The 22,416-nt window shown below is 67.3% G+C and carries 17 protein-coding genes; 6 read left to right on the top strand and 11 right to left on the bottom strand.

Annotated features, from left to right (window positions below):
* Positions 1-7 precede the first annotated feature (7 nt).
* Positions 8-1,981, top strand: coding sequence for an FkbM family methyltransferase (locus DFS13_RS34745; RefSeq protein ID WP_060210936.1), 1,974 nt, complete (start codon positions 8-10; stop codon positions 1,979-1,981).
* A 58-nt stretch (positions 1,982-2,039) separates the two neighbouring features.
* Here the strand turns inward: DFS13_RS34745 and DFS13_RS34740 are convergent, their stop codons facing one another.
* The 3 genes from DFS13_RS34740 to DFS13_RS34725 all read right to left on the bottom strand — a co-directional run bounded on the left by DFS13_RS34740 (position 2,040) and on the right by DFS13_RS34725 (position 5,257).
* A complete protein-coding gene (locus DFS13_RS34740) occupies positions 2,040-2,456 on the bottom strand; it encodes a hypothetical protein (protein WP_034178316.1) in 417 nt (138 codons plus the stop codon).
* Positions 2,457-2,529: 73 nt separating this feature from the next.
* Positions 2,530-3,333 carry an EAL domain-containing protein gene (locus tag DFS13_RS34735; RefSeq protein ID WP_058903511.1) on the bottom strand — a complete coding sequence of 268 codons (804 nt, stop codon included), beginning with the start codon at positions 3,331-3,333 and terminating at the stop codon, positions 2,530-2,532.
* A 781-nt stretch (positions 3,334-4,114) separates the two neighbouring features.
* Entirely contained in the window at positions 4,115-5,257 is a 1,143-nt protein-coding gene (locus tag DFS13_RS34725; RefSeq protein ID WP_006483224.1) for a DUF2827 domain-containing protein, read from the bottom strand.
* A 400-nt stretch (positions 5,258-5,657) separates the two neighbouring features.
* Here DFS13_RS34725 and DFS13_RS34720 point away from each other — a divergent pair, with 400 nt between their 5' ends.
* A complete protein-coding gene (locus DFS13_RS34720) occupies positions 5,658-6,980 on the top strand; it encodes a galactosyl transferase GMA12/MNN10 domain protein (RefSeq protein WP_060264405.1) in 1,323 nt (440 codons plus the stop codon).
* A gap of 87 nt (positions 6,981-7,067) precedes the next feature.
* Here DFS13_RS34720 and DFS13_RS34715 read toward each other — a convergent pair whose 3' ends face one another.
* From DFS13_RS34715 to DFS13_RS34685, 6 genes are all read right to left on the bottom strand, one after another.
* Positions 7,068-9,182 carry a phosphocholine-specific phospholipase C gene (locus DFS13_RS34715; RefSeq protein WP_006495158.1) on the bottom strand — a complete coding sequence of 705 codons (2,115 nt, stop codon included), beginning with the start codon at positions 9,180-9,182 and terminating at the stop codon, positions 7,068-7,070.
* 42 nt (positions 9,183-9,224) lie between these two features.
* The gene (locus DFS13_RS34710) at positions 9,225-9,428 is read right to left on the bottom strand and encodes a hypothetical protein (protein WP_062884965.1); all 204 of its coding nucleotides are present in this window, start codon (positions 9,426-9,428) and stop codon (positions 9,225-9,227) included.
* 331 nt (positions 9,429-9,759) lie between these two features.
* On the bottom strand, positions 9,760-11,754 hold the full coding sequence (locus DFS13_RS34700; protein WP_062884966.1) for an acetyl/propionyl/methylcrotonyl-CoA carboxylase subunit alpha: 1,995 nt from the start codon (positions 11,752-11,754) through the stop codon (positions 9,760-9,762).
* 36 nt (positions 11,755-11,790) lie between these two features.
* Entirely contained in the window at positions 11,791-12,576 is a 786-nt protein-coding gene (locus DFS13_RS34695; RefSeq protein WP_006495157.1) for an enoyl-CoA hydratase/isomerase family protein, read from the bottom strand.
* 19 nt (positions 12,577-12,595) lie between these two features.
* Positions 12,596-14,203, bottom strand: coding sequence for a carboxyl transferase domain-containing protein (locus DFS13_RS34690; RefSeq protein WP_006483237.1), 1,608 nt, complete (start codon positions 14,201-14,203; stop codon positions 12,596-12,598).
* 31 nt (positions 14,204-14,234) lie between these two features.
* Positions 14,235-15,416, bottom strand: a complete 1,182-nt coding sequence (locus DFS13_RS34685; protein WP_006480547.1) for an isovaleryl-CoA dehydrogenase — start codon at positions 15,414-15,416, stop codon at positions 14,235-14,237.
* Between the two features lie 170 nt (positions 15,417-15,586).
* Here DFS13_RS34685 and DFS13_RS34680 point away from each other — a divergent pair, with 170 nt between their 5' ends.
* Positions 15,587-16,333, top strand: coding sequence for a TetR/AcrR family transcriptional regulator (locus tag DFS13_RS34680; RefSeq protein ID WP_006493419.1), 747 nt, complete (start codon positions 15,587-15,589; stop codon positions 16,331-16,333).
* Positions 16,334-16,405: 72 nt separating this feature from the next.
* On the opposite strand, the gene DFS13_RS34675 is transcribed toward DFS13_RS34680, so the two are convergent.
* Entirely contained in the window at positions 16,406-16,894 is a 489-nt protein-coding gene (locus DFS13_RS34675) for a MarR family winged helix-turn-helix transcriptional regulator (RefSeq protein ID WP_006483226.1), read from the bottom strand.
* Positions 16,895-17,095: 201 nt separating this feature from the next.
* On the opposite strand from DFS13_RS34675, the gene DFS13_RS34670 reads away from it, so the two are divergent.
* Both DFS13_RS34670 and DFS13_RS34665 read left to right on the top strand, forming a co-directional pair.
* On the top strand, positions 17,096-18,175 hold the full coding sequence (locus DFS13_RS34670; protein WP_111442720.1) for an aromatic ring-hydroxylating dioxygenase subunit alpha: 1,080 nt from the start codon (positions 17,096-17,098) through the stop codon (positions 18,173-18,175).
* A complete protein-coding gene (locus DFS13_RS34665; protein ID WP_111442719.1) occupies positions 18,172-19,137 on the top strand; it encodes a PDR/VanB family oxidoreductase in 966 nt (321 codons plus the stop codon). The genes DFS13_RS34670 and DFS13_RS34665 overlap by 4 nt, the downstream gene beginning before the upstream one ends.
* Before the next feature lie 174 nt (positions 19,138-19,311).
* On the opposite strand, the gene DFS13_RS34660 is transcribed toward DFS13_RS34665, so the two are convergent.
* Positions 19,312-19,758, bottom strand: coding sequence for a hypothetical protein (locus tag DFS13_RS34660; RefSeq protein WP_006495154.1), 447 nt, complete (start codon positions 19,756-19,758; stop codon positions 19,312-19,314).
* A 400-nt stretch (positions 19,759-20,158) separates the two neighbouring features.
* On the opposite strand from DFS13_RS34660, the gene DFS13_RS34655 reads away from it, so the two are divergent.
* Positions 20,159-22,327, top strand: coding sequence for a TonB-dependent siderophore receptor (locus tag DFS13_RS34655; RefSeq protein WP_034203291.1), 2,169 nt, complete (start codon positions 20,159-20,161; stop codon positions 22,325-22,327).
* The last annotated feature ends 89 nt before the right edge of the window (positions 22,328-22,416 follow it).

The raw sequence follows: 22,416 nt of genomic DNA, 5'->3' as shown, positions 1-22,416 counted from the left end.
CCTGCCCATGAATCAGACCGTCCGCAATTTCGTCGTGATCGATTCGATCCACGGCCCGTTCGTCATCAACCGGCACTGCGCATTACAGGCCGAGGCGCTGATCAAGACCGGCCGGCCGCATATCCAGGGCGAACTCGACACGATCCTGCACGTGATCGACCAGTTGCCCGACGGCGCCATCGCCGTGGACGGCGGCGCGAACGCGGGGCTCGTCTGCGTGCCCGTCGCGCAGCGGCTGCGCGAGCGCGGCGGCCGCGTCTATGCGTTCGAGCCGCAGCGCACGCTGTTTCACGCACTCGGCGGCACCGTCGCGCTCAACCAGCTCGACAATCTCCATCTGCTGAACATGGGGCTGGCCGCCGCCAACGGCACGATGAAGGTGCCCGACGTCGACTACGGGCAGGATGCCGACTTCGGACCGGTCTCGCTCGTCGACGCGCAAGCGTCGGGCGGCACGCCGACGCCGGTCGTCCGGCTCGATTCGCTCGGCCTGCCGCGGCTGGATTTCCTGAAACTCGACATCGAAGGAATGGAGATCGACGCGCTGCGCGGCGCACGGCAGTTGATCGAGGCGCATCTGCCGTGGTGCTGGATCGAATACTGGAAAGTCGGCGAGGCGCCGATCATCGACACGTTCGCCGGTCTCGACTACACGTTCTACCGAATCGATGGGCTGAACCTGCTGTGTGTGCCGAACCCGCGCTGGGACCGGCAGCGCCTGTTCATCACGGGCGAACCGCTCGCCGTCGGCGCGACGGCCGAACACGGCGCGGCGCCAGCGACGGCTGCGGTCGCCGATGCCGACGCGCCCGAAACGGACTGGAACCGCGCGCTCGAGCATGAATCGCGCGGTGAGTGGGGGCATGCGATCGACCGCTGGCGGCGCGCACGCGGCCGCGGGCTCGACGACGAGGCGATCGCGCTGCAGCTCGCGTCATGCTACGGCTTTGCCGGCATGCCCGAAGCCGGGCTTGCGGCGCTCGACCCGTTCGGCGATCCGGCCGCGCTGCCCGACGCGGCGCGCGGGCGCATCCAGCTGGCGCGCTCGGCGCTGCTGCTGCGTGCCGGCCGACGCGACGAGGCCGCACGCGCCACGATCGACAGCGAAAACGTATTGACGGCCGCGCAATTCGGGCTGGCGACGGAGCGGCTTTACCAGGGCCAGCCGCTGCACGGCAAGCGGCTGCTCGTCCTCAGCTACGGCGGTGTCGGCGATCAGCTTCAGTACGCGCGCTATCTGCATGCGCTCGACGCGTTCGGCTGCGCCGGCGTGACCGTGGTCGTCCCCGACGCGCTGACGGGCCTGCTGCGCCAGACGTTCCCGCGCATCGAATTCGTCGGCGCGCACGGCGCGTGGGTCGACACGTCGCATCTCGCCCACGACTACTGGTGTTCGTTCCTGGTGCTCGCCGCGCAGTTCGGTTACGCGCCGGCGCCGGAAGGCGTGCCGGCGCCCTACCTGACGTGCCCGCCCGCGCATGCGGCCACGTGGCGCGAGCGTGTGTCGCACGACGGCCATGCGCCCGGCACGCGCCGCATCGGGCTGAACTGGCGCGGTCGCGACGAAAGCGATGCGCGCTTCCATCGCGCGGCCAGCCTGCGCGATTTCGCGCCGTTCGCGCGGATGCGCGGCTACGCCGCGTACTGTCTCAATCGCGACCTGTCCGCGCAATCCGAGCAATCGGACCTGCCGGTCACCTTCCCGCATCGGGCCATCGGCGACTTCAGCGATCTGGCCGCGCTGATGCTCGCGATGGACGCCGTGGTGACGACCTGCACCGCGCACATCCATCTCGCCGGCGCACTCGGCGTGCCGGCCGTGCTGCTGCTCAGCCCGAAAGCGGACGCACGCTGGGAAACCGGCTCGCGCACCGCGCTCTACCCCGGCATCCGGATCGTGCGCGCCGCGCACGTCGGTCGATGGGACGATGCGATCGACCGCGCGATGGCGCTGGTGCTTGGCGGTTTCGGGAAGGATTGAGGTTCGACGGGCCGCGCGAGCGGGCCGCAGCACCGGGCTCGCTCGCGCGCCGGTTGCATTACACCAGCACCCGGTCGCCGCTTTGCGCGGCGAATGCGCGGCCATGCCGCCGCCCCATGCGCGCGAGCAGCGCGAAACAACGGGCTGCCGGCCGGCCTGCACCGCCCGATTGCCGGACGAGGCTGTCGGATACGCCGCGCGCGATCGCCGACTCGTCGCCGCACGCGCCGGCGATGACGCCCGCGTAGTAGTGCCGGGCCGCCAGCTCGCGGCCGCCCGCGTCGAGCGGGCTCATCCGCTGAATGCGGCGCGCGACGATCGTCAGGCCGTCGAGATAGGGTGCGACGTCGATCGGCGCATCGGTCGATTCGGCGCCCAGTTGCCACAGCATGTCCGCCAGTTCGGCGAGCGCGACCAGGTCGCGCACGTCGGTCGCCTGCGTGCCCGTTCCGCCTCCGGCTTTCGTTCCCGCCATGCCCACGCCCCTTTGCGATTCGTCCCCACCCCCGACACGCATCCCGCGCGCGCCGCCCTGCCCGTTGCCGCGATCACGCGGCGGCCGGCGACCGCCATGAAAAGCGGATGCCCTGCGCCCACGCGACGCCGGCATCCATGATGATCTGCCGGTCGATTTCGCTTTCCACGCCTTCGACGACGACGTGCCGCGCCCCTTCATGCGCGAACGCGATCAGCCGGCGGAACTGGTAGCGCCCGATCGCGTTGCGCTTGATCAACGACAGGACCGACCGGTCCAGTTTCACGATGTCGGGATTGCCGACCACCAGGTTGTTCAACGCGCTGAACCCGACGCCGAAATCGTCGATCGCGATCCGGCAGCCAGCCTGCCGGAAGCGGTTGACGAACGACCGGCCGGCGACGGGGTTCAGCGGCCCCGTCTCCGTGATCTCGATCACCAGCCGCGCCGCCACCGACGGCTCGCGCTCGAGCCGCCTGAAAATCGCCAACCACGCGTCGTCGACCACCGCGCTCGCCGCCGCGACGTTGCAACCGTACACGGCGCCCGGATCGGCGCGCAGCGCGTCGATCGTGCGGCCGACCACCAACCGGTCGAACCAGCGCATCAGCCCGAGCGCTTCGAGCCGCGGCAGGAAGGCGAGCGGCGGCAACGCATCGCGCTCGCCCCACCGCAGCCGCGCCAGGCATTCCCGGTACAGCACGCCGCCCGACAGGTCGGCGCGGCACACGGGTTCGTGCGCGAAGCCGAGCCGGCTTTCGACGAAACTGCGTACCGACGCAAGGTCGGGATGATCGTCGGGCGCGCCGAACACGAGATCGATTTCATCGCGATTCGCTTTCCGATTCGCCTCCTGGCGAGCTTCGACCGCATTCATCCGGCGCTCCGGCAAATGGCGAGCCGCCGATCACGGCTCGACCTCAACACATATGCGGAACGAGCCAACCTCGACGCACTCCGCCGCCTACCCGGCCCATCCTGTCATGTCGATTTTTTCCGGGGAGCGTACTGTTCGCTTCGGCGCGCCGTCAAATTCGATATTTTTACGATATTCGATTACTTGAAATACACCACGCGTGCGCGATGCCGACAGTGCGACAGGTTACACAACGCGAATTACAAAATCCCAAAATCCGGATCGTTTATCTTTTTTGCCTAAACAGTTTTATCCGAATCGGCTTTACCCGAATTTGCTCGTCGCGCGAATCGGGGCGCCGCCAATTGATCAGATAAATACCGTGCCTCGAGGTGCCGACCGTGCTTGATATGCCGAGTCGAAACACCGGCTTCCGCCCATGCCGCGCCCCGCGGAAAACCCGCTGCGGCGCGCCATTCGATCGTCGCAGCATTCAATTTTCATGTTTCAAACGATATTATGAAGTTTCGAAACGGAATCAAGTGCCGGTCAATCAATAATACCAACTTCAATTATATGAAGATTATCAATTGAAACATCTTTAACAATCTTGAAGACTTGTTAACCTATAAACTCTTTCTTGACGGACTTCCCTCGGAGCCGTCAATTTCGTGCCTTCGAAAACCGTCGAACTCATCGGGTTCGGCGGTTTCTTTTTTAACGGCAGGATTTCGTCAGACATGAGGGCGGGACAAACCCGACGGAAGGCGGCGCCTCGAACGTGCGCCGCGGAAAATCGGCGTCAGGCAGCCGGCGCGCCGATCAGGTTCGCGAGCAGCGCGTCGTACTCGGCGACGAGCGCCGGATTCGCCGACGTGTAACGGCCGAGGATCTCGCGCTGACGCCGCGTGTACGCTTGCCAGTCGTCGTCGTGCGTATGCAGCGCGCGCAGCAGCGCGTCGGCGCCCTGCTGCACGTCGTTGTCCGGATAGTAGTAGCCGAGGTCGGGCGCGAGGCTCGCGTTGTGCACGAGCGGATAGCCCTGCCAGCACACGTCGAAATAGAAATAGTTCAGCGGGTTCGACCATTGGTGCGACACGACGATATCGGTCAGGTCGGCCAGGAACAGCGGCGTATCGAAACGCCCGACGAAGCTCGCCTTGCCCGCGCGCACGATGTCCAGGTAGTTCATCAGCATCACGAACTCGGGGCTGTCGTGCGCGAGGCGATCGGCATTCGTCACGTGCGTGAAGCAGATCGCGTCGGGGTCGCGGCGATACGCTTCGTCGATGATCAGCATCGGATACACGCAGAACTTCACGACGTTGTGGTTCGGCTCCATCACCGTGAGCCGCTTGCCCGGCTCGCTGCGCGGCCGGTATTCGCCGTGCTCGGGCAGCGACCGCGCGCGTTCGGCCAGGAACATCGGATCCCACACGAACGGCACCACGCGCCCCGGGCAGCGTCGCAGCGACTGCAGGAACGGCAGCGACGACGGTGCGATCTGCGGAATCGCCCACACCTCGTCGTAGCCGCGGTTGATGAACAGCGAATCCCACAGCCGGCGGCCGAACAGCATCGACTCCATCGCGTTGATGTACTCGACGCCGCAGCAATAGCTGACCAGCTTCACGCCACGGGCCTTCAGATAAGCCGTCTGCTCGCCGTCGATCTGCCCGCCCAGCTCGATCACCACGTCGAGCGCGTCCTTCATGTCGGCGAACGCGCGCGTGTCGTAAGCGCTGCGGTCCCATGGCAGCGCATCGGTGAGCGGCACGTCGGTCGTGTTGACCAGCGTCACGCGGTAGCCGTGCGGCGACGCCATCAGCAGCTTCGCGAGGAACAGCGCGTTCTGCTTGATGCCGTTGATCCACAGGCTTTCGTCGGGGGCACGCAATCCGATCGTGATACCGATGCGCAGGCCGGTCAGGACAGGAGACGTCATCGTCGGCGGGATGGAAGGTTGAACGGGGAATGGCGCAGTGTAGCGCGCGAAGCGCCGCCCGCGTCAAGCGGCGGCAACCCGGCATTCTAGCGGAGCACCGGCCGCACACTGTCAGGGATGGTCAGCGCCCGCTCCCGCCGTGCCAATCCGTTCGACCGTTATGCGATACTCGTGCCGCCCGGCGGCCGGTTTGCCCGGGACATTCGAGCGGGCGCCGCACGACCTCGCCGCACCACGATCAGAACAGGGCACACCGAATGGAATACGATGCCGCGCCAGTCTTCCAGACCATCCACGACGAACCGGGGCGGCGCTCGCCGCAACCCGTATCCGGATCGGGTGCCGCGCTGAAGCGCACTGCGCGGATCGTGTGCATGCGTCCCGGCGTCCGGAGCGCACGATGATCGTCGTCAGTCATTTCAGCCAGCCCGCGCCCGCGAGTCTCGAGAATCACCGCTGGTACGCGCAGGTGCACGGCTATCGCCACGAGATCGTCGACGCCTGCGGCATGCCGCAGGCGCTGCCGTTGCGACCGCTGCATCGCTACGAATCGCTGCTTCACGTGCTGCGCGGCGCGCAACCCGGCGAACTCGTGCTGCTGCTCAGCGAAGACGCGGCGATCATCCAACCCGTCGCGCTCGATCGTCTGATGGCGGGGCGCGATACGCTGTTCGTCGACGCGTTCGCGTCGCCGCTGCCGCAAGTCGACGTGCAGATCTGGCGCAACACGCCGGACGTGCGGGCGATCGTGATGCGGCTCGTGCAGCGCTGCAAGCTCGGCAGCGAGCCGAGGCTGACGTCGGAAGCCGCGCTGTTCGCGGATCTCGATACGCACGGCTACATGACGCCGATCGACGGGCTGTACGCGGTCATGCCGTCCGGCCCCGACCTCGATCCGATGTGGAGCCGCGAACCGACGTTCGCGATCAGCATCGACGACACGCCGCGCGATCCCGAACGCAAAGGCGCGACGCCGCGCTTTCGCGACACGCTCGTCGCCTACGTCAATCGCTGCCGCGCCGCCGGCCGGCCGATGTTCTCGTTCGATCACGATGCGGCGGTCACGCCGGACGAACGCGCCGAGCGCACCACGTACCACCCCGGCCGGCCGATCGCGTTGATGATGCTGTACACGCCGAACATCGGCAGCTATGCACGCGTCGCCGAACGGAATTTCCGGCGCTACTGCGATGCGCACGGCTACACGCTCTACGTGCATCGCGACATTCCCGCCGAGATCGGGCTGAACGCGACCGGCAACTGGTTCAAGCCGTGGTTGCTGCACGCGTACCTGCAGCACCACGAATGGGTCGTGTGGCTCGATGCCGACGTGCTGATCGCGAACCAGCAGCAACCGCTGGAACCGCTGCTCGCAGGGCGCGACTGGCTGCTCGCGCAGGATATCGGCCAGTGGGCGTTCAATTCGGGCGTGATGGCGTTTCGCCGTACCGAACGCAACGACGCGATGCTGCGCGACCTGATGACGGCGATCGCCGCGCTGCACGACCGCTCGAGCGTCTATGCGAGCGACGGCGACCAGCTGCATTTCATTCGCGCGATGGAGCGCGACGGGCAGTTGCACGGCGAAGGCGTGACCGATCTCGTGAGCCTCAACACACCCTGGCTGTTTCGCCGTGCGGACAGCTACGTCGTGCATTACTACGGCATGTGGTCCGCGATGCGGGCGCTGATGATGGCGCACGACGACGGGCTGCTGCCCTGACGCTTCCGCCGCGACATCATCGATTGGCAAACGCGACGGGCCGGCCGGTTGCAACCGGCCGGCCCGTCGTCGCATCGGTTACCGTCGTCAGATCGCCGTGATCGTCGGCGCGACGGCCGCCGGGTCGGTGATGCTGGCCTTGCCGGTCTCGACGTGCCCCGCGATGCGGCGCGTCCAGCCGGCATTGCCCGCCACCGCGAACTGCAGGTCGTACCAGTGGCTGCTGCACGACAGGTCCCAGTGTGCTTCGATACGCTGCCCGGCCGGAACCGTCAGCGTGCGCGCCGCGCCGCCATACGCGACATCGGTCGCCGTGACCGTGAGCGGGCTCGTGCCCGCATTGGCGATCGTCACGTACACGTCGCCGTTCGCGGTGTCGTAGCACGGTGTGATTTCAGGCTTGGCCGCGGCATCCGCCGCCGCCGAACCCGCGAAGCGCCGGAAATAACCGTTCGGCCCCCACACGCTCACTAGGTAGTTGCCGTTCGCATCGAGCGCCCACGTATCGGTCAGTTGCTTGCCCGCTTCGACCGTATAGCGGCGCGGCATCGCGGTGGGGTCGCCCGTATAGACCCAGAAGTGCGCGCCCTGCGTGCCGGTATTCGCGAACGTCAGCGCATACCCTTGTGCCTGGAGTTGGCCGGTGACATGCAACTCGTACGGCAGCGCGCGCGCCGGCCGCGTGCCCGGTTCCTGCGCGGTCACGACCTGCTGCGCGGTGCTGGCCGGCGCGGTCTGCGACGACGCGCGCGAGCATTGCAGGTCGGCCTGCGCGACATATGCCTGCGTGTTCGGCAGGGTCGGCAGCGTCGCATCCGATTTCGAGAAGTCGAGCGCCGACGTCAGGTCGCCGCAGATCGCGCGGCGCCACGGCGAGATGTTGGTCTCCACCACGCCGAAGCGCTTCTCGATGAATTGCAGCACCGACGTGTGATCGAACACCTGCGAGCAGACGAAGCCGCCCTTCGACCACGGCGACACGACGAACATCGGCACGCGCGGACCGAGCCCGTACGGCAGGTTGTCGGCCGTATACGTGCCGGCTTGCGTGGCGGTCACGACGTTGTGCCGCTCGAGCGACACGTCCACGGTGCTCATGCCCGAGCCCGGCAGCGTCGGCGCCGACGGCGGCACGACGTGGTCGAAGAAGCCGTCGTTCTCGTCGTACATGATCAGCAGGACGGTCTTGCTCCACACGTCCGGGTTGGACGTCAGCGCATCGAGGATCGTCGACAGGTAGTACGCGCCGTACAGCGGCGTGAACTTCGGATGCTCCGAATACGCGGCGGGCGGCAGCAGCCACGACACCTGCGGCAGCGCATTCGCCTGCACGTCGGCCTTCAGCTGCGTGATCGGACGCGTGCTCATCCCGCGCGTCTGCAGCGACGAACCGGCCGGCGCATTCACGAAGTTGTTGAAGCACGCCAGCATGTTCGTGCCGTAGTTGCCGGTGAAGTTGTCGAACCCGGTGCCCTGCTGATAGATCTGCCACGAGATGCCGGCTTTTTCGAGGCGTTCCGGGTAGGTCGTCCAGCTGAAGGGCGGCAACTGGATCTTGTCGAACTGGTTGTCGATGTAGTCGGTGTTGTCGAGCAGCGGGCCGCCGCCGGTGCCGAGCGGATCGACCATGCCCGTCATCAGGTACATGCGGTTCGGGTGCGTGTTGCCCGGAATCGAGCAGAAGTAGTTGTCGCACACCGTGAACGCATCCGCGAGCGCGTAATGGAACGGGATGTCGTCGCGAACGTGATAGCCCATCGTCATGTTCGACTTCTGCACGGCCCACTGATCCGCGCGACCGTTGTCGATCGCGCCGTGCGTCGTCGCCCACGTGTGCGGCAGGCCGCCGATGCATTGCGCGTTGACGCCCGGGTTGGTCGTGTCGTAGCGAAACGGTGCGATCACGCTCGACTTGTCTTCCTGGCGCGGCTGGAACCACACCGGCTTGCCGTTCGGCAGCGTGACCGGAAAGCGGTCGTTGTAGCCGCGCACGCCGCTCAGGTGGCCGAGGTAGTGGTCGAACGAGCGGTTCTCCTGCATGAACACGACGATGTGCTGCACGTCCTGGATCGTGCCCGTCACGGTGTTCGGCTCGATCGCCAGCGCCTTGCGGATCGATTCCGGCAGCAGTGCGGTGGCGGCGGTCGCGCCGGCGAGGCCGGCCGAGAACTTCAGAAAATCGCGTCGCGAATGGGTGGCCATGCTGGTTGCTCTTGATGGGTTTTCTGGTGGAAACGGCCGGTATCAGGAAGCGGGCGACGAAGCAGGCGCGGCGAAGCCCGGCGGGCAGCGCATCTGCGCGGTGGCGACCACGGCGCCGCCGCACGCGGCCTTCTGCTGCGCGACGGGCGCGGCGGGTGCGGTCAGGTCGTCGTTGCAGGCGCCGAGCAGCGCGGTCAGCGCGATCAGACCGACGACTGCGAAAGGCCGTAGGGCCGACGTTCGCATAACGGTTCTCCGTGAGGATGATGACGTGACGCGGACGCGAACCCCGCGCCGGTCATATCGACGCCGAGATGCTATGTTCGACTTGTTACACGACGGTGTCGAGTGGCGGGAAGATCGAGGGGCGTGCCGCGCGCGGCACGAAGAGAGATGGCAGGAACGACGAAGACCGTAAGTCGTTCGAAAGATTTTCGTTGGCCACGCGTACTGCTTCGCGTGTGCTCGATACCGCAACCGCGCTGCCGCGACGACGAACACACGGCGAATCGCGACGCGCTTTCTTGCGGGCCGGCCGCCGCTGCAACCGGCCCGCGTATGGCAGCAACGCTGCCGATCAGCCTTCCGCCATCATCAGCAACTGCGCGCCGTCCGCGACCTGGTCGCCGACGCCGTACAGCACTTCCGCGACGACGCCCGCGCTCGGCGCGCCGATCGTGTGCTCCATCTTCATCGCTTCCATCACGATCAGCGGCGTGCCGGCTTCGACCTTCTGGCCCGGCTCGACCAGCACCGCGATCACCTTGCCGGGCATCGGCGCGGTCAGGCGGCCGCCGCCCTGCTCCGCGTCGCCCGCATGCGCGAGCAGGTTGCGCCATTCGAACGTTTCGGCCGCGCCCTGCGTGAACACATGGAACGTGTCGCCGTCCGCATACACGCGGCCGCTGCTGCGCACGTCGCCAAGCGTCACGTCGAAATCGAGCGGCGTGGCGCCGCGCGTCCACGCGAACGGTTGCGCGGCCGCGTCGCCGATCGCGATGCGCGCGCCGGCGCCGTCGTCCTCGTACGTGACCGTCACGTCCGCTTCGCGATCGATTGCATGCCACTCGAGCGTGCGGCGATAGCCGCCGTTCAGCCGCCAGTCCGGCAGCGCGGCCCACGGCGATGCGGCCGGCGCCGCAGCGCGTTCGCGTGCCAGCAGCGCCGCGCAAGCGAGCGCGAGCGTCGCGCGCGGCGGCTGTCGCGGCGCGAACAGCGCATCGTGGTTGCGCTCGATCAGGCCGGTGTCGAGATCGGCCGTCGCGAACGGCTCGCACGCGACGATCCGCCGCAGGAATGCCGCGTTCGTATGCAGGCCGACCACTTCGCACGCGCGCAGCGCACGCAGCATCAACCCCAGCGCTTCCGCGCGGTCCGTGCCATGGACGATCAGCTTCGCGATCATCGGATCGTAGAACGGCGTGATCGCATCGCCTTCGCGCACGCCGCTGTCGACGCGCACCGCCGCGCCGATGTCGAACTCGACGCCGGCCGGCAGCCGCAGATGCTTCAGCGTACCCGTCGACGGCAGGAAGCCGCGCGCCGGATTCTCCGCGTAAAGGCGCGCCTCGAGCGCATGGCCCCGCACGCGCAGTTCCTCCTGCTTCAGCGGCAGCGGCTCGCCGGACGCGACGCGCAGTTGCCATTCGACGAGATCGAGCCCCGTGACCATCTCGGTCACCGGATGCTCGACCTGCAGGCGCGTGTTCATTTCCATGAAGTAGAACGCATCGCCCGTCATGATGAATTCGACGGTGCCCGCGCCGACATAGCCGACCGCGCGCGCGGCCGCGACGGCCGCTTCGCCCATCGCCTGGCGCACGTCGTCGTGCAGACCGGGCGCCGGCGCTTCCTCGAGCACCTTCTGGTGACGGCGCTGCACCGAGCAGTCGCGATCGAACAGGTACACGGTATTGCCGAGCGTGTCGCCGAACACCTGCACTTCCACGTGGCGCGGGCGCGTCAGGTATTTCTCGATCAGCACACGATCGTTGCCGAAGCTGCTTGCCGCTTCGCGCTGGCACGATGCGAGCGCCGCGGGAAAGTCCTCGGAGCGCTCGACGACGCGCATCCCCTTGCCGCCACCGCCCGCGCTCGCCTTCAGCAGCACCGGGTAGCCGATCTCGTCGGCTTCGCGATGCAGGTTGGCCGCATCCTGGTCGTCGCCGTGATAGCCGGGCACGAGCGGCACGGCGGCCGCGTGCATCAGCGCCTTCGCGGCGGCCTTCGAGCCCATCGCCGCGATCGCGTCGACCGGCGGCCCGATGAACACGATGCCGGCCGCTTCGCATGCGTGCGCGAAATCCTCGTTCTCCGACAGAAAGCCGTAGCCGGGGTGAATCGCCTGCGCGCCGGTCGCACGCGCGGCGTCGATGATGCGCTCGATGCGCAGGTAGCTGTCTGCCGCGGCCGAACCGCCGATGTGCACGGCCTCGTCGCATGCGGCCACGTGTTTCGCGTTCGCATCCGCGTCGGAATAGACGGCGACGCTCGCGATCCCGAGACGTTTGCACGTCGCGGCGACGCGGCACGCGATTTCGCCGCGGTTGGCGATCAGAATCTTGTCGAACATGGCTTCGATGTCGTCCGGAAGGTTGAGGTCACGCGATCATTCACGCCACGACGGCGTACGCTTTTCGAGGAAGGACGCGATCCCTTCGCGCGCTTCCGCGCCGGCGCGGGTCTTCGCGATCCAGTCGGCGGTCTGCTCGATCAGCGTCGCATCGAGCGCGCGGCCGGCCACGTCGGCGACGAGCCGCTTGCACGCCTTCACCGCGTCGGGGCCGTTCGCGACCAGCGTCGCCGCCAGCTTCGCGACCGTTTCGTCGAGCGCGTCGACCGGCACCGCGTCGTGAATGAAGCCGAGCGACGCCGCACGCGCGCTGTCGAACACTTCGGCCGTCGTGAAATAGCGGCGCGCCGCGCGCTCGCCCATCGCACGCACGACGTACGGCGCGATCGTCGCGGGAATCAGCCCGAGCCGCGCTTCCGACAGGCAGAACTTCACGCCGTCGGCGGCGATCGCGATATCGGCCGCCGCGACGAGGCCCACGCCGCCCGCATACGCATCGCCATGCACGCGCGCGATCACCGGCTTGCCGCAGCGATGGATCGCTTCGAGCATCCGCGCGAGCTTGCGCGCATCGGCGCGGTTCTCGTCGTCCGAGTAACCGGCCATCTTCTTCATCCAGTTCAGGTCCGCGCCCGCGCAGAATGCCGCGCCTTCCGCGGCGAGCACGACCGCGCGCACGCCTTCGTGCGCGTCGAGCCATTCGAACGCGGTGGTCAGCTCGGCGATCGTCGTCTCGTTGAACGCATTGCGCACGTCGGGACGCGCGAGCGTGACGGTCGCCACGCGGCCGGCCTCGCTTACCTTGATCGTTTCGTATCGCATCGGTCAGTCCTCCCGGGCGTTACATGCGGAACACGCCGAAGCGCGTGTCGTCGATCGGCGCGTTCATCGACGCGGCGAGGCCGAGCCCGAGCACGTCGCGCGTCTGCGCGGGGTCGATCACGCCGTCGTCCCACAGCCGCGCGCTCGCGTAATACGGATGGCCCTGGCGTTCGTACTGGTCGCGGATCGGCTGCTTGAACGCTTCCTCTTCTTCCGGCGACCATGCGCCGCCCTTCGCCTCGATGCCGTCGCGGCGCACGGTCGCGAGCACCGACGCGGCCTGCTCGCCGCCCATCACGGAGATGCGCGCGTTCGGCCACATCCACAGGAAACGCGGGCCGAACGCGCGACCGCACATCCCGTAGTTGCCGGCGCCGAACGAGCCACCGATGATCACCGTGAACTTCGGCACCTTCGCGTTCGACACGGCGGTCACCATCTTCGCGCCATGCCGCGCGATGCCTTCGTTCTCGTACTTGCGCCCGACCATGAAGCCCGTGATGTTCTGCAGGAACACGAGCGGAATCTTGCGCTGGCAGCACAGCTCGATGAAATGCGCGCCCTTCACGGCCGATTCGGAGAACAGGATGCCGTTGTTCGCGACGATCCCGACCGGATGGCCCCAGATGTGCGCGAAACCGGTGACGAGCGTCGTGCCGTAGCGCGCCTTGAATTCGTCGAACTCCGAATCGTCGACGATGCGCGCGATCACCTCGCGCACGTCGAACGGCTTGCGCGTATCGACCGGAATCACGCCGTACAGGCTCTTCGCGTCGTAACGCGGCGGCTTCGGCTCGCGCAGCGCGACCGGCGGCGCGATCTTCGGCGCGAGGTGACTGACGATGTTGCGCGCGATCGACAGCGCATGCGCGTCGTTCTGCGCGAGATGGTCGGCCACGCCCGACAGGCGCGTATGCACGTCGCCACCGCCAAGATCCTCGGCGCTCACTTCCTCGCCGGTCGCGGCCTTCACGAGCGGCGGCCCGCCGAGGAAAATCGTGCCCTGGTCCTTCACGATGATCGATTCGTCGCTCATCGCCGGCACGTAGGCGCCGCCGGCCGTGCACGAGCCCATCACGACGGCGATCTGCGCGACCCCCGCGGCCGACATCGTCGCCTGGTTGAAGAAAATGCGCCCGAAGTGATCGCGATCGGGAAACACGTCGTCCTGGTTGGGCAGGTTCGCGCCGCCCGAATCGACGAGATACACGCACGGCAGCCGGTTTTCCGCGGCGATCTCCTGCGCGCGCACGTGCTTCTTCACGGTGATCGGGTAGTAGGTGCCGCCCTTGACCGTCGCGTCGTTGCACACGATCACGCATTCGCGGCCGGCGATGCGGCCGATCCCGGTGATCACGCCCGCGCCCGGCGCGTCGTCGTTGTACATGCCGTTCGCGGCGAGCTGCGAGAACTCGAGGAACGGCGCACCCGGATCGAGCAGTTGCGCGATGCGGTCGCGCGGCAGCAGCTTGCCGCGCGACAGGTGCTTGTCGCGCGCGGCCTGGCCGCCGCCCTGCGCGAGCTGTTCGATCTTCGCGCGCAGGTCGGCGACGACCGCCTCGAGCGCGGCGGCATTCGCGCGGAAGTCTTCCGAACGCGGGTTCAGTTTCGATTCGATGATCGGCATCGACAAGGCTCCGTTCGCGTGACGTGGGGCGTTACATCGTTTCCGCGAACAGCTCGCGGCCGATCAGCATCCGGCGGATCTCGCTCGTGCCGGCGCCGATCTCGTACAGCTTCGCATCGCGCCACAGGCGGCCGACCGGATATTCGTTGATGTAGCCGTTGCCGCCGAGGATCTGGATCGCCTCGCCGGCCATCCACGTCGCCTTCTCGGCCGTGTAGAGGATCACGCCCGCGCAGTCCTTGCGCACCTGGCGAATGTGGTCGCTGCCCGCCGAGTCGAGGTGGCGGCCCACTGCATACAGGTATGCGCGGCACGCCTGGAACGTGGTGTACATGTCGGCGACCTTGCCCTGGATCAGCTGGAATTCGCCGATCGCCTGGCCGAACTGCTTGCGGTCGTGGATATACGGCACCACGGCGTCGAGGCACGCGGCCATGATGCCCGTCGGGCCGCCCGACAGCACCGCACGCTCGTAGTCGAGGCCGCTCATCAGCACCTTCACGCCGCCGTTGAGCTGGCCGAGGATGTTCTCTTCCGGCACTTCGACGTCCTGGAACACCAGCTCGCCCGTGTGCGAGCCGCGCATGCCGAGCTTGTCGAGCTTCTGCGCGACCGAGAAGCCCTTCATCCCCTTCTCGACGATGAATGCGGTGATGCCGCGCGGGCCGGCTTCGATATCGGTCTTCGCGTAGACGACCAGCGTGTCGCAATCGGGACCGTTGGTGATCCACATCTTCGTGCCGTTCAGCACGTAGCGGTCGCCGCGCTTGTCCGCCCGCAGCTTCATGCTGACGACGTCGGAGCCGGCGTTCGGCTCGCTCATCGCGAGCGCGCCGATGTGTTCGCCCGACACGAGCTTCGGCAGGTATTTCTGCTTCTGCGCTTCGGTGCCGTTGCGATGGATCTGGTTCACGCACAGGTTCGAATGCGCGCCGTACGACAGGCCGATCGACGCCGACGCGCGCGAGATCTCTTCCATCGCGACCATGTGCGCGGTGTAGCCCATGTTCGCGCCGCCGTATTCCTCGGAGACGGTCATGCCGAGCACGCCGAGATCGCCGAACTTCTTCCACAGATCCATCGGAAACTGGTCGGTGCGGTCGACCTCCGCCGCGCGCGGCGTGATTTCCTTCGCCGCAAACGTCGCGACGGCGTCGCGCAGCATCTCGATGTCTTCACCGAGCATGAATTGCACGCCGGGCAGGTTGATCATGTCTCCTCCGTCTCCAGAAAGTGTGTCGCACTCACCGATTTCTGAGTTTCGCTCAAATCGAATGAATACGCCGATTCATTGACCAATACAGCGGAAATTTTGCACAGTTTCGCGCTTCGACGGGCTCGGCGTCAATAGTTTTTTGAGTGATACTCAGATATGATGCGGGCATGACAGCCGCTCCCGCCGACACCATGACCGCCACCGCCAAAGCCGACCGCGCCGATGCGCCGCGCGCACCCGCCGGGCGCAAATCCCAACAGCGCGTGCAGGACATCCTGCGCGCCGGCCGTGACGTGTTCGCCGAAAAAGGTTACGAGCATGCGACTGCCGCCGAAATCGCGCAGCGCGTGGGGGTGTCGGAGGCGACGGTGTTCAGCTATTTCCGCGGCAAGCGCGAGCTGTGCGCGCGCGTGATCGCGGACTGGTACGACGAAATCATCGCCGCGTTCGAACACGGGATGCCACGGGAGGCATCGGTGCAGCAGCAGTTCGCGTTCATCGTGCGCACCCACCTGCGGCTGATGCTCGTGAACGGCACGGGGCTGTGCGCGCTGGTGCTGTCGGAAGGCCGCGCGAAACAGCACGCACTGAGCGACGAGCTCACCGCGCTGCAGCGCCGCTACACGGCGCCGCTGATGGACGTGCTCGCACGCGGCCAGGCGGCCGGGCAAGTTCGCGCGGATCTGCCGCTGAGCCTGTTGCGCTCGATGGTGTTCGGGCCGATGGAGCACGTGCTGTGGGATGCGATCCTCGGGCACCGCAAGCTCGATACGGAAACGACGGCCACGCAGCTGATCGACATGCTGTGGGCCGCCGTGCAGCCGCCAGCGCCGGAACAGGCGGCGCTCGTGCGCTTCAGGAACGAAGTGGCCGAAGCCGTGCGGCGGCTGGAAGGGCAAGCGTCACGCGGGTGACGCCGGTGGGCGGCACGCCCGCTGCCCCGCCGCGGCTTCTCTGCGGTCGGGCGGAGCACCGGTGCGTAGCCGCTACGAATCCTCGCTGACCCGCAGCGGCGCGCGGCTCTGCTCGTTGTTCAAATGCACGAACTTGCGTAGCAGGCGCATCAGTTCCTGCGAATCGTCGTCGCCCATCCCGTCGAACAGCCCGGCCCGCAACTCCGTCACCGACGGAATCAGGTGGGTGAGCAGCTCGACGCCCGCCGGCGTCAACAGCAGGCGCCGCTGACGCCGCGGCAGCACTTCGCGCACGATCAATCCCTTCGCTTCGAGCCGCACCGCGAGATCGGCCGTGGTCGACGTGTCGAGCGCCACCCGCTGCGCGAGCGTCACCTGATCGAGCCCCGGATTCTCGTACAGCATCCGCAGCACCGCGTACTGCACGGGCGTCACGTCCCGGCCCAGCTTCTCGTAGAACATCGCGACCGCGATCTGGTGCGCGCGCCGGATCAGGTGCCCGGGTTCGTCGTACAGGTCGATCGGGAAAGCCGGCAGGTCGGCGGGAGTCGTTTTTTCCATGAATGAGTCGATGACATAGGCGGTGCGCGCCGGTTGCGCGCGCCGTCGGCATGGCGCTGCCTCGCGCCATTTCGCGGGAAAACCAGTATACCGCTCGCCTTGTTTCCGCCAATCTCAATGAGTACACTGAATCTCATTCAGTACACGGAATGAAGATCGGGCCGCATCCCCGGCGGCACCGTCCCGAAGGAGACAAGGAACATGTTTCTCAAGAACGCGTGGTACGTGGCGTGCACGCCTGACGAGATCGACGGCAAGCCGCTGGGCCGCAAGATCTGCAACGAATCGATGGTGCTTTACCGCGCGACGGACGGCCAGGTCGCGGCGCTCGAGGATTTCTGCCCGCACCGCGGCGCGCCGCTGTCGCTCGGCTTCGTGCGCGACAGCGTGCTCGTGTGCGGCTATCACGGGCTCGAAATGGGCTGCAACGGCAAGACGGCCGGCATGCCGGGCCAGCGCGTCGGCGGGTTTCCGTCGATTCGCAGCTTCCCGGCGGTCGAGCGGTACGGCTTCGTGTGGGTCTGGCCGGGCGATGCGTCCGAAGCCGATCCCGCCAAACTGCCGGCGCTGGCCTGGGCCGAGGATCCGGCCTGGGCGCACGGCGGCGGCCTGTATCACATCCGCTGCGACTACCGGCTGATGATCGACAACCTGATGGACCTTACGCACGAGACCTATGTGCATGCGTCGAGCATCGGCCAGAAGGAAATCGACGAAGCGCCGCCGAAGACGACGAGCCACGGCGACGAAGTCGTCACGAGCCGCTTCATGGAGAACGTGATGCCGCCGCCGTTCTGGCGGATGGCGCTGCGCGGCAACGGGCTCGCCGACGACGTGCCGGTCGACCGCTGGCAGATCTGCCGCTTCACGCCGCCGAGCCACGTGATGATCGAAGTGGGCGTCGCGCATGCCGGCCACGGCGGCTACGATGCGCCGGCGGACAAGAAGGCGTCGTCGATCGTGGTCGACTTCATCACGCCCGAGACCGACACGTCGATCTGGTACTTCTGGGGGATGGCGCGCAACTTCCGGCCCGACGATCACGCGCTGACCGCCGAGATCCGCGAAGGCCAGGGCAAGATCTTCGCGGAGGATCTCGAGATGCTCGAGCGCCAGCAGCGCAATCTCGAACAGTGGCCCGAACGCACGCTCCTCAAGCTCAACATCGACGCCGGCGGCGTGCTGTCGCGCAAGGTGATCGACCGGCTGCTCGCGGAAGAAAACGCGGCGCGCCCGCAGCGGCCCGTGATTCCGGTCGCGCACGCCCGGGAGGCGTCATGAGCGACGCGACATTGACGGTTCGGGTCGCGCGCAAGTGGCAGGAAGCGCGCGACATCTGCGGCTTCGAACTCGTCAGCGATGACGGCTCGCCCTTGCCGCGCTTCGACGCCGGCGCCCATATCGACGTGCATCTGCCGGGCGGGCTCGTGCGCCAGTACTCGCTGTGCAACCATCCGGAGCAACACGACCGCTACCAGATCGCGGTGCTGCGCGAGGCCGACGGCCGTGGCGGGTCGCGCGCGATTCACGACGAAGTCCGGCAAGGCGATACCGTGCGAATCGGCATGCCACGCAATCAATTCCCGCTCGCATCCGATGCGCCGCACCATCTGTTGCTCGCCGGCGGGATCGGCGTCACGCCGATTCTGAGCATGGCGGAACGGCTGTGCTCGGCCGGCATCCCGTTCGACATGCACTACTGCGCGCGTTCGGCCGATCGCATGGCCTTCGTCGAGCGGATCAACGCGGCCGGGTTTCGCGATCGCGTCCGCTTCCACGTCGACGACGGCGATCCCGCGCAACGCTTCGATCTCGCTGCCGTGCTGGCGGGTGCGCCCGACGGCACGCATCTGTACGTATGCGGCCCGCGCGGCTTCATGGATGCGGTGCTGAACGCCGCACGCGAGCGCGGCTGGGGAGAAACGCGGCTGCACTACGAATTCTTCGGCGGCGCGGTCGTGTCGTCCGGCGCCGATCGCGCATTCCAGGTGCGGATCGCGAGCAGCGGCAAGGTGATCGACGTGCCGGCCGAATGCACGGTGATCGCGGCGCTGGCGGCGCACGGCGTCGACGTGCTGACGTCGTGCGAGCAAGGCGTGTGCGGCACGTGCGTGACCCGCGTGCTCGAAGGCGAGCCCGATCATCGCGACGCGTATCTGACCGACGACGAAAAAGCAGCCGGCGACCAGTTCATGCCGTGCTGCTCGCGATCGCGAACCGACCTGCTGGTACTCGATCTGTAGATCCGCGGGCGGGCCGCCCGGCACGCGGCGGCCAATCACCATACTGGAAACGATCGATGGCCCATCCTGCCCGGCCATCAATCGAAAGATCGCGCCCGGCGCGTGATCGAGCGATTGCTGCTGCAGCCCGAGCAGGCTCGACCCTCGCACGCCGGCCCCCGCCCATCGCTCAGCTCAATCGGCGAGCCGGCAATGCGACAGCTTCAACCCCGGCAGCACCGGCGCATCGATATAGCCTTCGTTCACGCAACTGAAGCGGAACGCCGCCGACGTGACGAACGGCTTGATCTCGCCGCCGGGAAATTTCGGCTTCAACGCGTCCTGGTCGGCCACGTCGAAATGCGTGTCGAACTGCTCGCCGTCGGCCGTCAGCGCGCCGAAGTACGTGCCGCCCGGGTCGCCGCCCATCCGGATCACGGCGCCGACGAACGTGAGGCGCTTGCCGTCGTACTTCGTCTTCGCGGCGGCCATGTCCTGCGTGTAGGCCTCGATCACGGCGCCGTAATGCGCGTCGATCGCGGGTTCGGCGGCCGAGGCCGCGCAAGCGGCCGGGTGGACGGCCGCCAGTAGCGTGCAGGCCGCGAGCGCGGCCGCCGCGAACGGCGCGGAAATCTTCTTCAAGGGTGGTCTCCCGTCTAGCGTGGTGGTTGAAGTCATCGAAGCCCGGCGCAACGCCGGTTGAATTCGCTTCCGTTGCTTTAATCGTTCGAATGGCGGTACACGGCTGCGATCACTTCATCGCCCGCACGCTCGCGCGCGGTGCGTGGCGTCGCGCGAAACGCGACGTGACAGGAAGATGACATGGTGCGGCCCCCGGCTCTCTCGTTGAATTTCACTGCGTCTGATTTTGGCCGCTACGGTAGCAGACGGCCGACGGGCCGGCAACCGAGCGCCGCACGTGGCCGGCCATCCCATTACAATTGCAAATGATTCTCATTACATATATCATGCGCACCCTGGTCGCCACGCAATGCCGCGGCCCGCAACACGATCCTTAGCATTCCTCTTCCTGCATCGATTCATGCCATCCCGTCGAACGCCCTGCCGTGCCCGGACCACACGTCCGTGGCGCACGCGCCTGCCTGCCCTGCTCACCCTGTGCGTCGCGAGCGGCGCGCATGCGGCCGGCGCCGAACCCGTTGCGCCCGCACCCGACGCCGCGTCAGCCGCCGAACACGCGCTCCCGGCGATCAACGTCAGCGCGTCGGCCGCCGTCGATCCAACCGTCGGCTATCAGCCGCGCACGACGAGCATCGCGGGCGGCGACGACCGCGCGCTGAAGGAAATTCCGCAGTCGGTCGCGGTGGTCAGCAGCAGCGTGATGCAGGACCAGCAGGCGCGTTCGCTCGACGACGTGCTCGGCAACATCAGCGGCGTCACGCAGACGAACACGCTCGGCGGCACGCGCGACGCATTCATCAAGCGTGGCTTCGGCTCGAACAACGACGGCTCGGTGCTGGTCGACGGCGTGCGCACGCCGGTGCTGCACAGCTATCTCGCGACGATCGATCGCGTCGAAGTGCTGAAGGGCCCGGCTTCGCTGCTGTACGGCATGCAGGACCCGGGCGGCGTGATCAACCTCGTGACGCGCAAGCCGGAAGACACGTTCGGCGGCTCGATCTCCGCGTCGCGCACGAGCCACGGCGGCAGCAACGCGCAGTTCGATCTCACGGGGCCGCTCGGCCGCCCGGGCCAGGTCGCGGGCGGCACGCTCGCCTTCCGGCTGACCGGCGAATACGACACGAGCCGCTACTGGCGCAGCTTCGGCCGCGAACGCAACGCGTTGATCGCGCCCGCGCTGTCGTGGCACGACGCGAACACGTCGATCGACGTCAGCTATCAGTACGTCGACTACACGATGCCGTTCGACCGCGGCACCGTGCTCGTGAACGGCCGGCCGGACGATGCGCTGCGCTATCGCCGCTACGAGGAGGCGTGGTCGCAAAGCAGCGGCATCCAGGAAACGCTGCGTACCCGCATCGAGCACCGCTTCTCGGATGCATGGCGCGTGCGCGCCACTTACGGCTGGGGCCGCGACCGCTACGATCAATTCATCACCCGCGCCACCGCGTTCAACAGCAGGACCGGCGCGCTGACGCGCTCGTCGGATGCGAACCTCGGGCGCAACGATTCCGACCAGATCGCGACGCTCGGCCTGCTCGGCAACGTGACGCTCGCGGGCATGCAGCACGCGATCTACGTCGGCGGCGAATACGAGCGGCAGCGCAGCTTCCGCGGCGACACGATCCGCGGCAAGGCCACGACGGGCTTCAATCTCTACGATCCCGTGTACGGGCTGCTCGCGCCGGGCGGCGTGCCGAACCCGAAGCAGAGCGATTCGCGCTCGGTCGTGCATGCGTATTCGACGATCGTGCAGGACTCGGTGAAGATCACCGACCGCCTCACCGCGGTAGGCGGGCTGCGCTGGGAGAACTGGCAGCAGGAATCGGGGATGGGCCGGCCGTTCGTGTTCGCCGACCGCTCGCGCGGCAGCGTCTGGCTGCCGCAGTTCGGGCTTGCGTATGCGCTCACGCCGGCGCTCACCGCCTATGCGAACGTGAGCCGCTCGTTCAAGCCGAACGTCGCGTCGAACGTCGCGGCGCCGCTCGCGCCGGAATACGGCCGCGTGCTCGAGGCCGGGCTGAAGTTCAGCCTGAAGCCCGCGATCACGGGCACGCTCGCCGTGTACCAGATCGACAAGCGCAACGTCGCGGTCACGGTCGACGACATCACGTCGACGATCGGCACCGCCCGCTCGCGCGGGATCGAGCTCGACGTCGCCGGGCAGATCACGCGCCACCTGAGCGTGATCGGCAGCTACGCGTACACGAACGCGAACGATCGCGACAGCAACACGCCGCTCGTCAACGTCGCGCGCCACACGGGGAGCCTGTTCGCGGTGTACGACACGGCCATCGCGAACCTGCCCGGGCGCTGGCGCTTCGGCGGCGGCGCGCGTCTCGTCGGCGCCCGCTCCGGCGACACCGCGAACAGCTTCACGCTGCCCGGCTACGTGAGCGTCGACGCGTTCGCGGCGTACGAAACGACGATCGGCAAGTTCCCGACCCGCTTCCAGCTCAACGTGAAGAACCTGCTCGACAAGACCTACTATCCGTCGAGCAACAACAACCTGATCGTCGCGGTCGGCGAGCCGCGGCTCGTCACGCTGACGACGACGGTATCGTTCTGACGTCCGCGCGCGGCCGACGCCGGCGCAGCAGCCGTCGGTCGCGCAACGCCTGCCGCCTTCACGTCGCCGCGCAACGCGGCGGCGCCTGC

This window comes from Burkholderia sp. 28_3, from assembly GCF_003253915.1.
GTDB lineage: Bacteria > Pseudomonadota > Gammaproteobacteria > Burkholderiales > Burkholderiaceae > Burkholderia > Burkholderia cenocepacia.
The sequence above is the reverse complement of the archived record's forward strand: the minus strand, read 5'-3'. Positions and strand labels throughout refer to the sequence as shown.

Bases quoted from the DNA above. Each gene is read 5' to 3' on its own strand.
- DFS13_RS34745 (WP_060210936.1), top strand. From the start codon at position 8: ATGAATCAGACCGTCCGCAATTTCGTCGTGATCGATTCGATCCACGGC.
- DFS13_RS34740 (WP_034178316.1), bottom strand. From the start codon at position 2,456: ATGGCGGGAACGAAAGCCGGAGGCGGAACGGGCACGCAGGCGACCGAC.
- DFS13_RS34735 (WP_058903511.1), bottom strand. From the start codon at position 3,333: ATGAATGCGGTCGAAGCTCGCCAGGAGGCGAATCGGAAAGCGAATCGC.
- DFS13_RS34725 (WP_006483224.1), bottom strand. From the start codon at position 5,257: ATGACGTCTCCTGTCCTGACCGGCCTGCGCATCGGTATCACGATCGGA.
- DFS13_RS34720 (WP_060264405.1), top strand. From the start codon at position 5,658: ATGATCGTCGTCAGTCATTTCAGCCAGCCCGCGCCCGCGAGTCTCGAG.
- DFS13_RS34715 (WP_006495158.1), bottom strand. From the start codon at position 9,182: ATGGCCACCCATTCGCGACGCGATTTTCTGAAGTTCTCGGCCGGCCTC.
- DFS13_RS34710 (WP_062884965.1), bottom strand. From the start codon at position 9,428: ATGCGAACGTCGGCCCTACGGCCTTTCGCAGTCGTCGGTCTGATCGCG.
- DFS13_RS34700 (WP_062884966.1), bottom strand. From the start codon at position 11,754: ATGTTCGACAAGATTCTGATCGCCAACCGCGGCGAAATCGCGTGCCGC.
- DFS13_RS34695 (WP_006495157.1), bottom strand. From the start codon at position 12,576: ATGCGATACGAAACGATCAAGGTAAGCGAGGCCGGCCGCGTGGCGACC.
- DFS13_RS34690 (WP_006483237.1), bottom strand. From the start codon at position 14,203: ATGCCGATCATCGAATCGAAACTGAACCCGCGTTCGGAAGACTTCCGC.
- DFS13_RS34685 (WP_006480547.1), bottom strand. From the start codon at position 15,416: ATGATCAACCTGCCCGGCGTGCAATTCATGCTCGGTGAAGACATCGAG.
- DFS13_RS34680 (WP_006493419.1), top strand. From the start codon at position 15,587: ATGACAGCCGCTCCCGCCGACACCATGACCGCCACCGCCAAAGCCGAC.
- DFS13_RS34675 (WP_006483226.1), bottom strand. From the start codon at position 16,894: ATGGAAAAAACGACTCCCGCCGACCTGCCGGCTTTCCCGATCGACCTG.
- DFS13_RS34670 (WP_111442720.1), top strand. From the start codon at position 17,096: ATGTTTCTCAAGAACGCGTGGTACGTGGCGTGCACGCCTGACGAGATC.
- DFS13_RS34665 (WP_111442719.1), top strand. From the start codon at position 18,172: ATGAGCGACGCGACATTGACGGTTCGGGTCGCGCGCAAGTGGCAGGAA.
- DFS13_RS34655 (WP_034203291.1), top strand. From the start codon at position 20,159: ATGCCATCCCGTCGAACGCCCTGCCGTGCCCGGACCACACGTCCGTGG.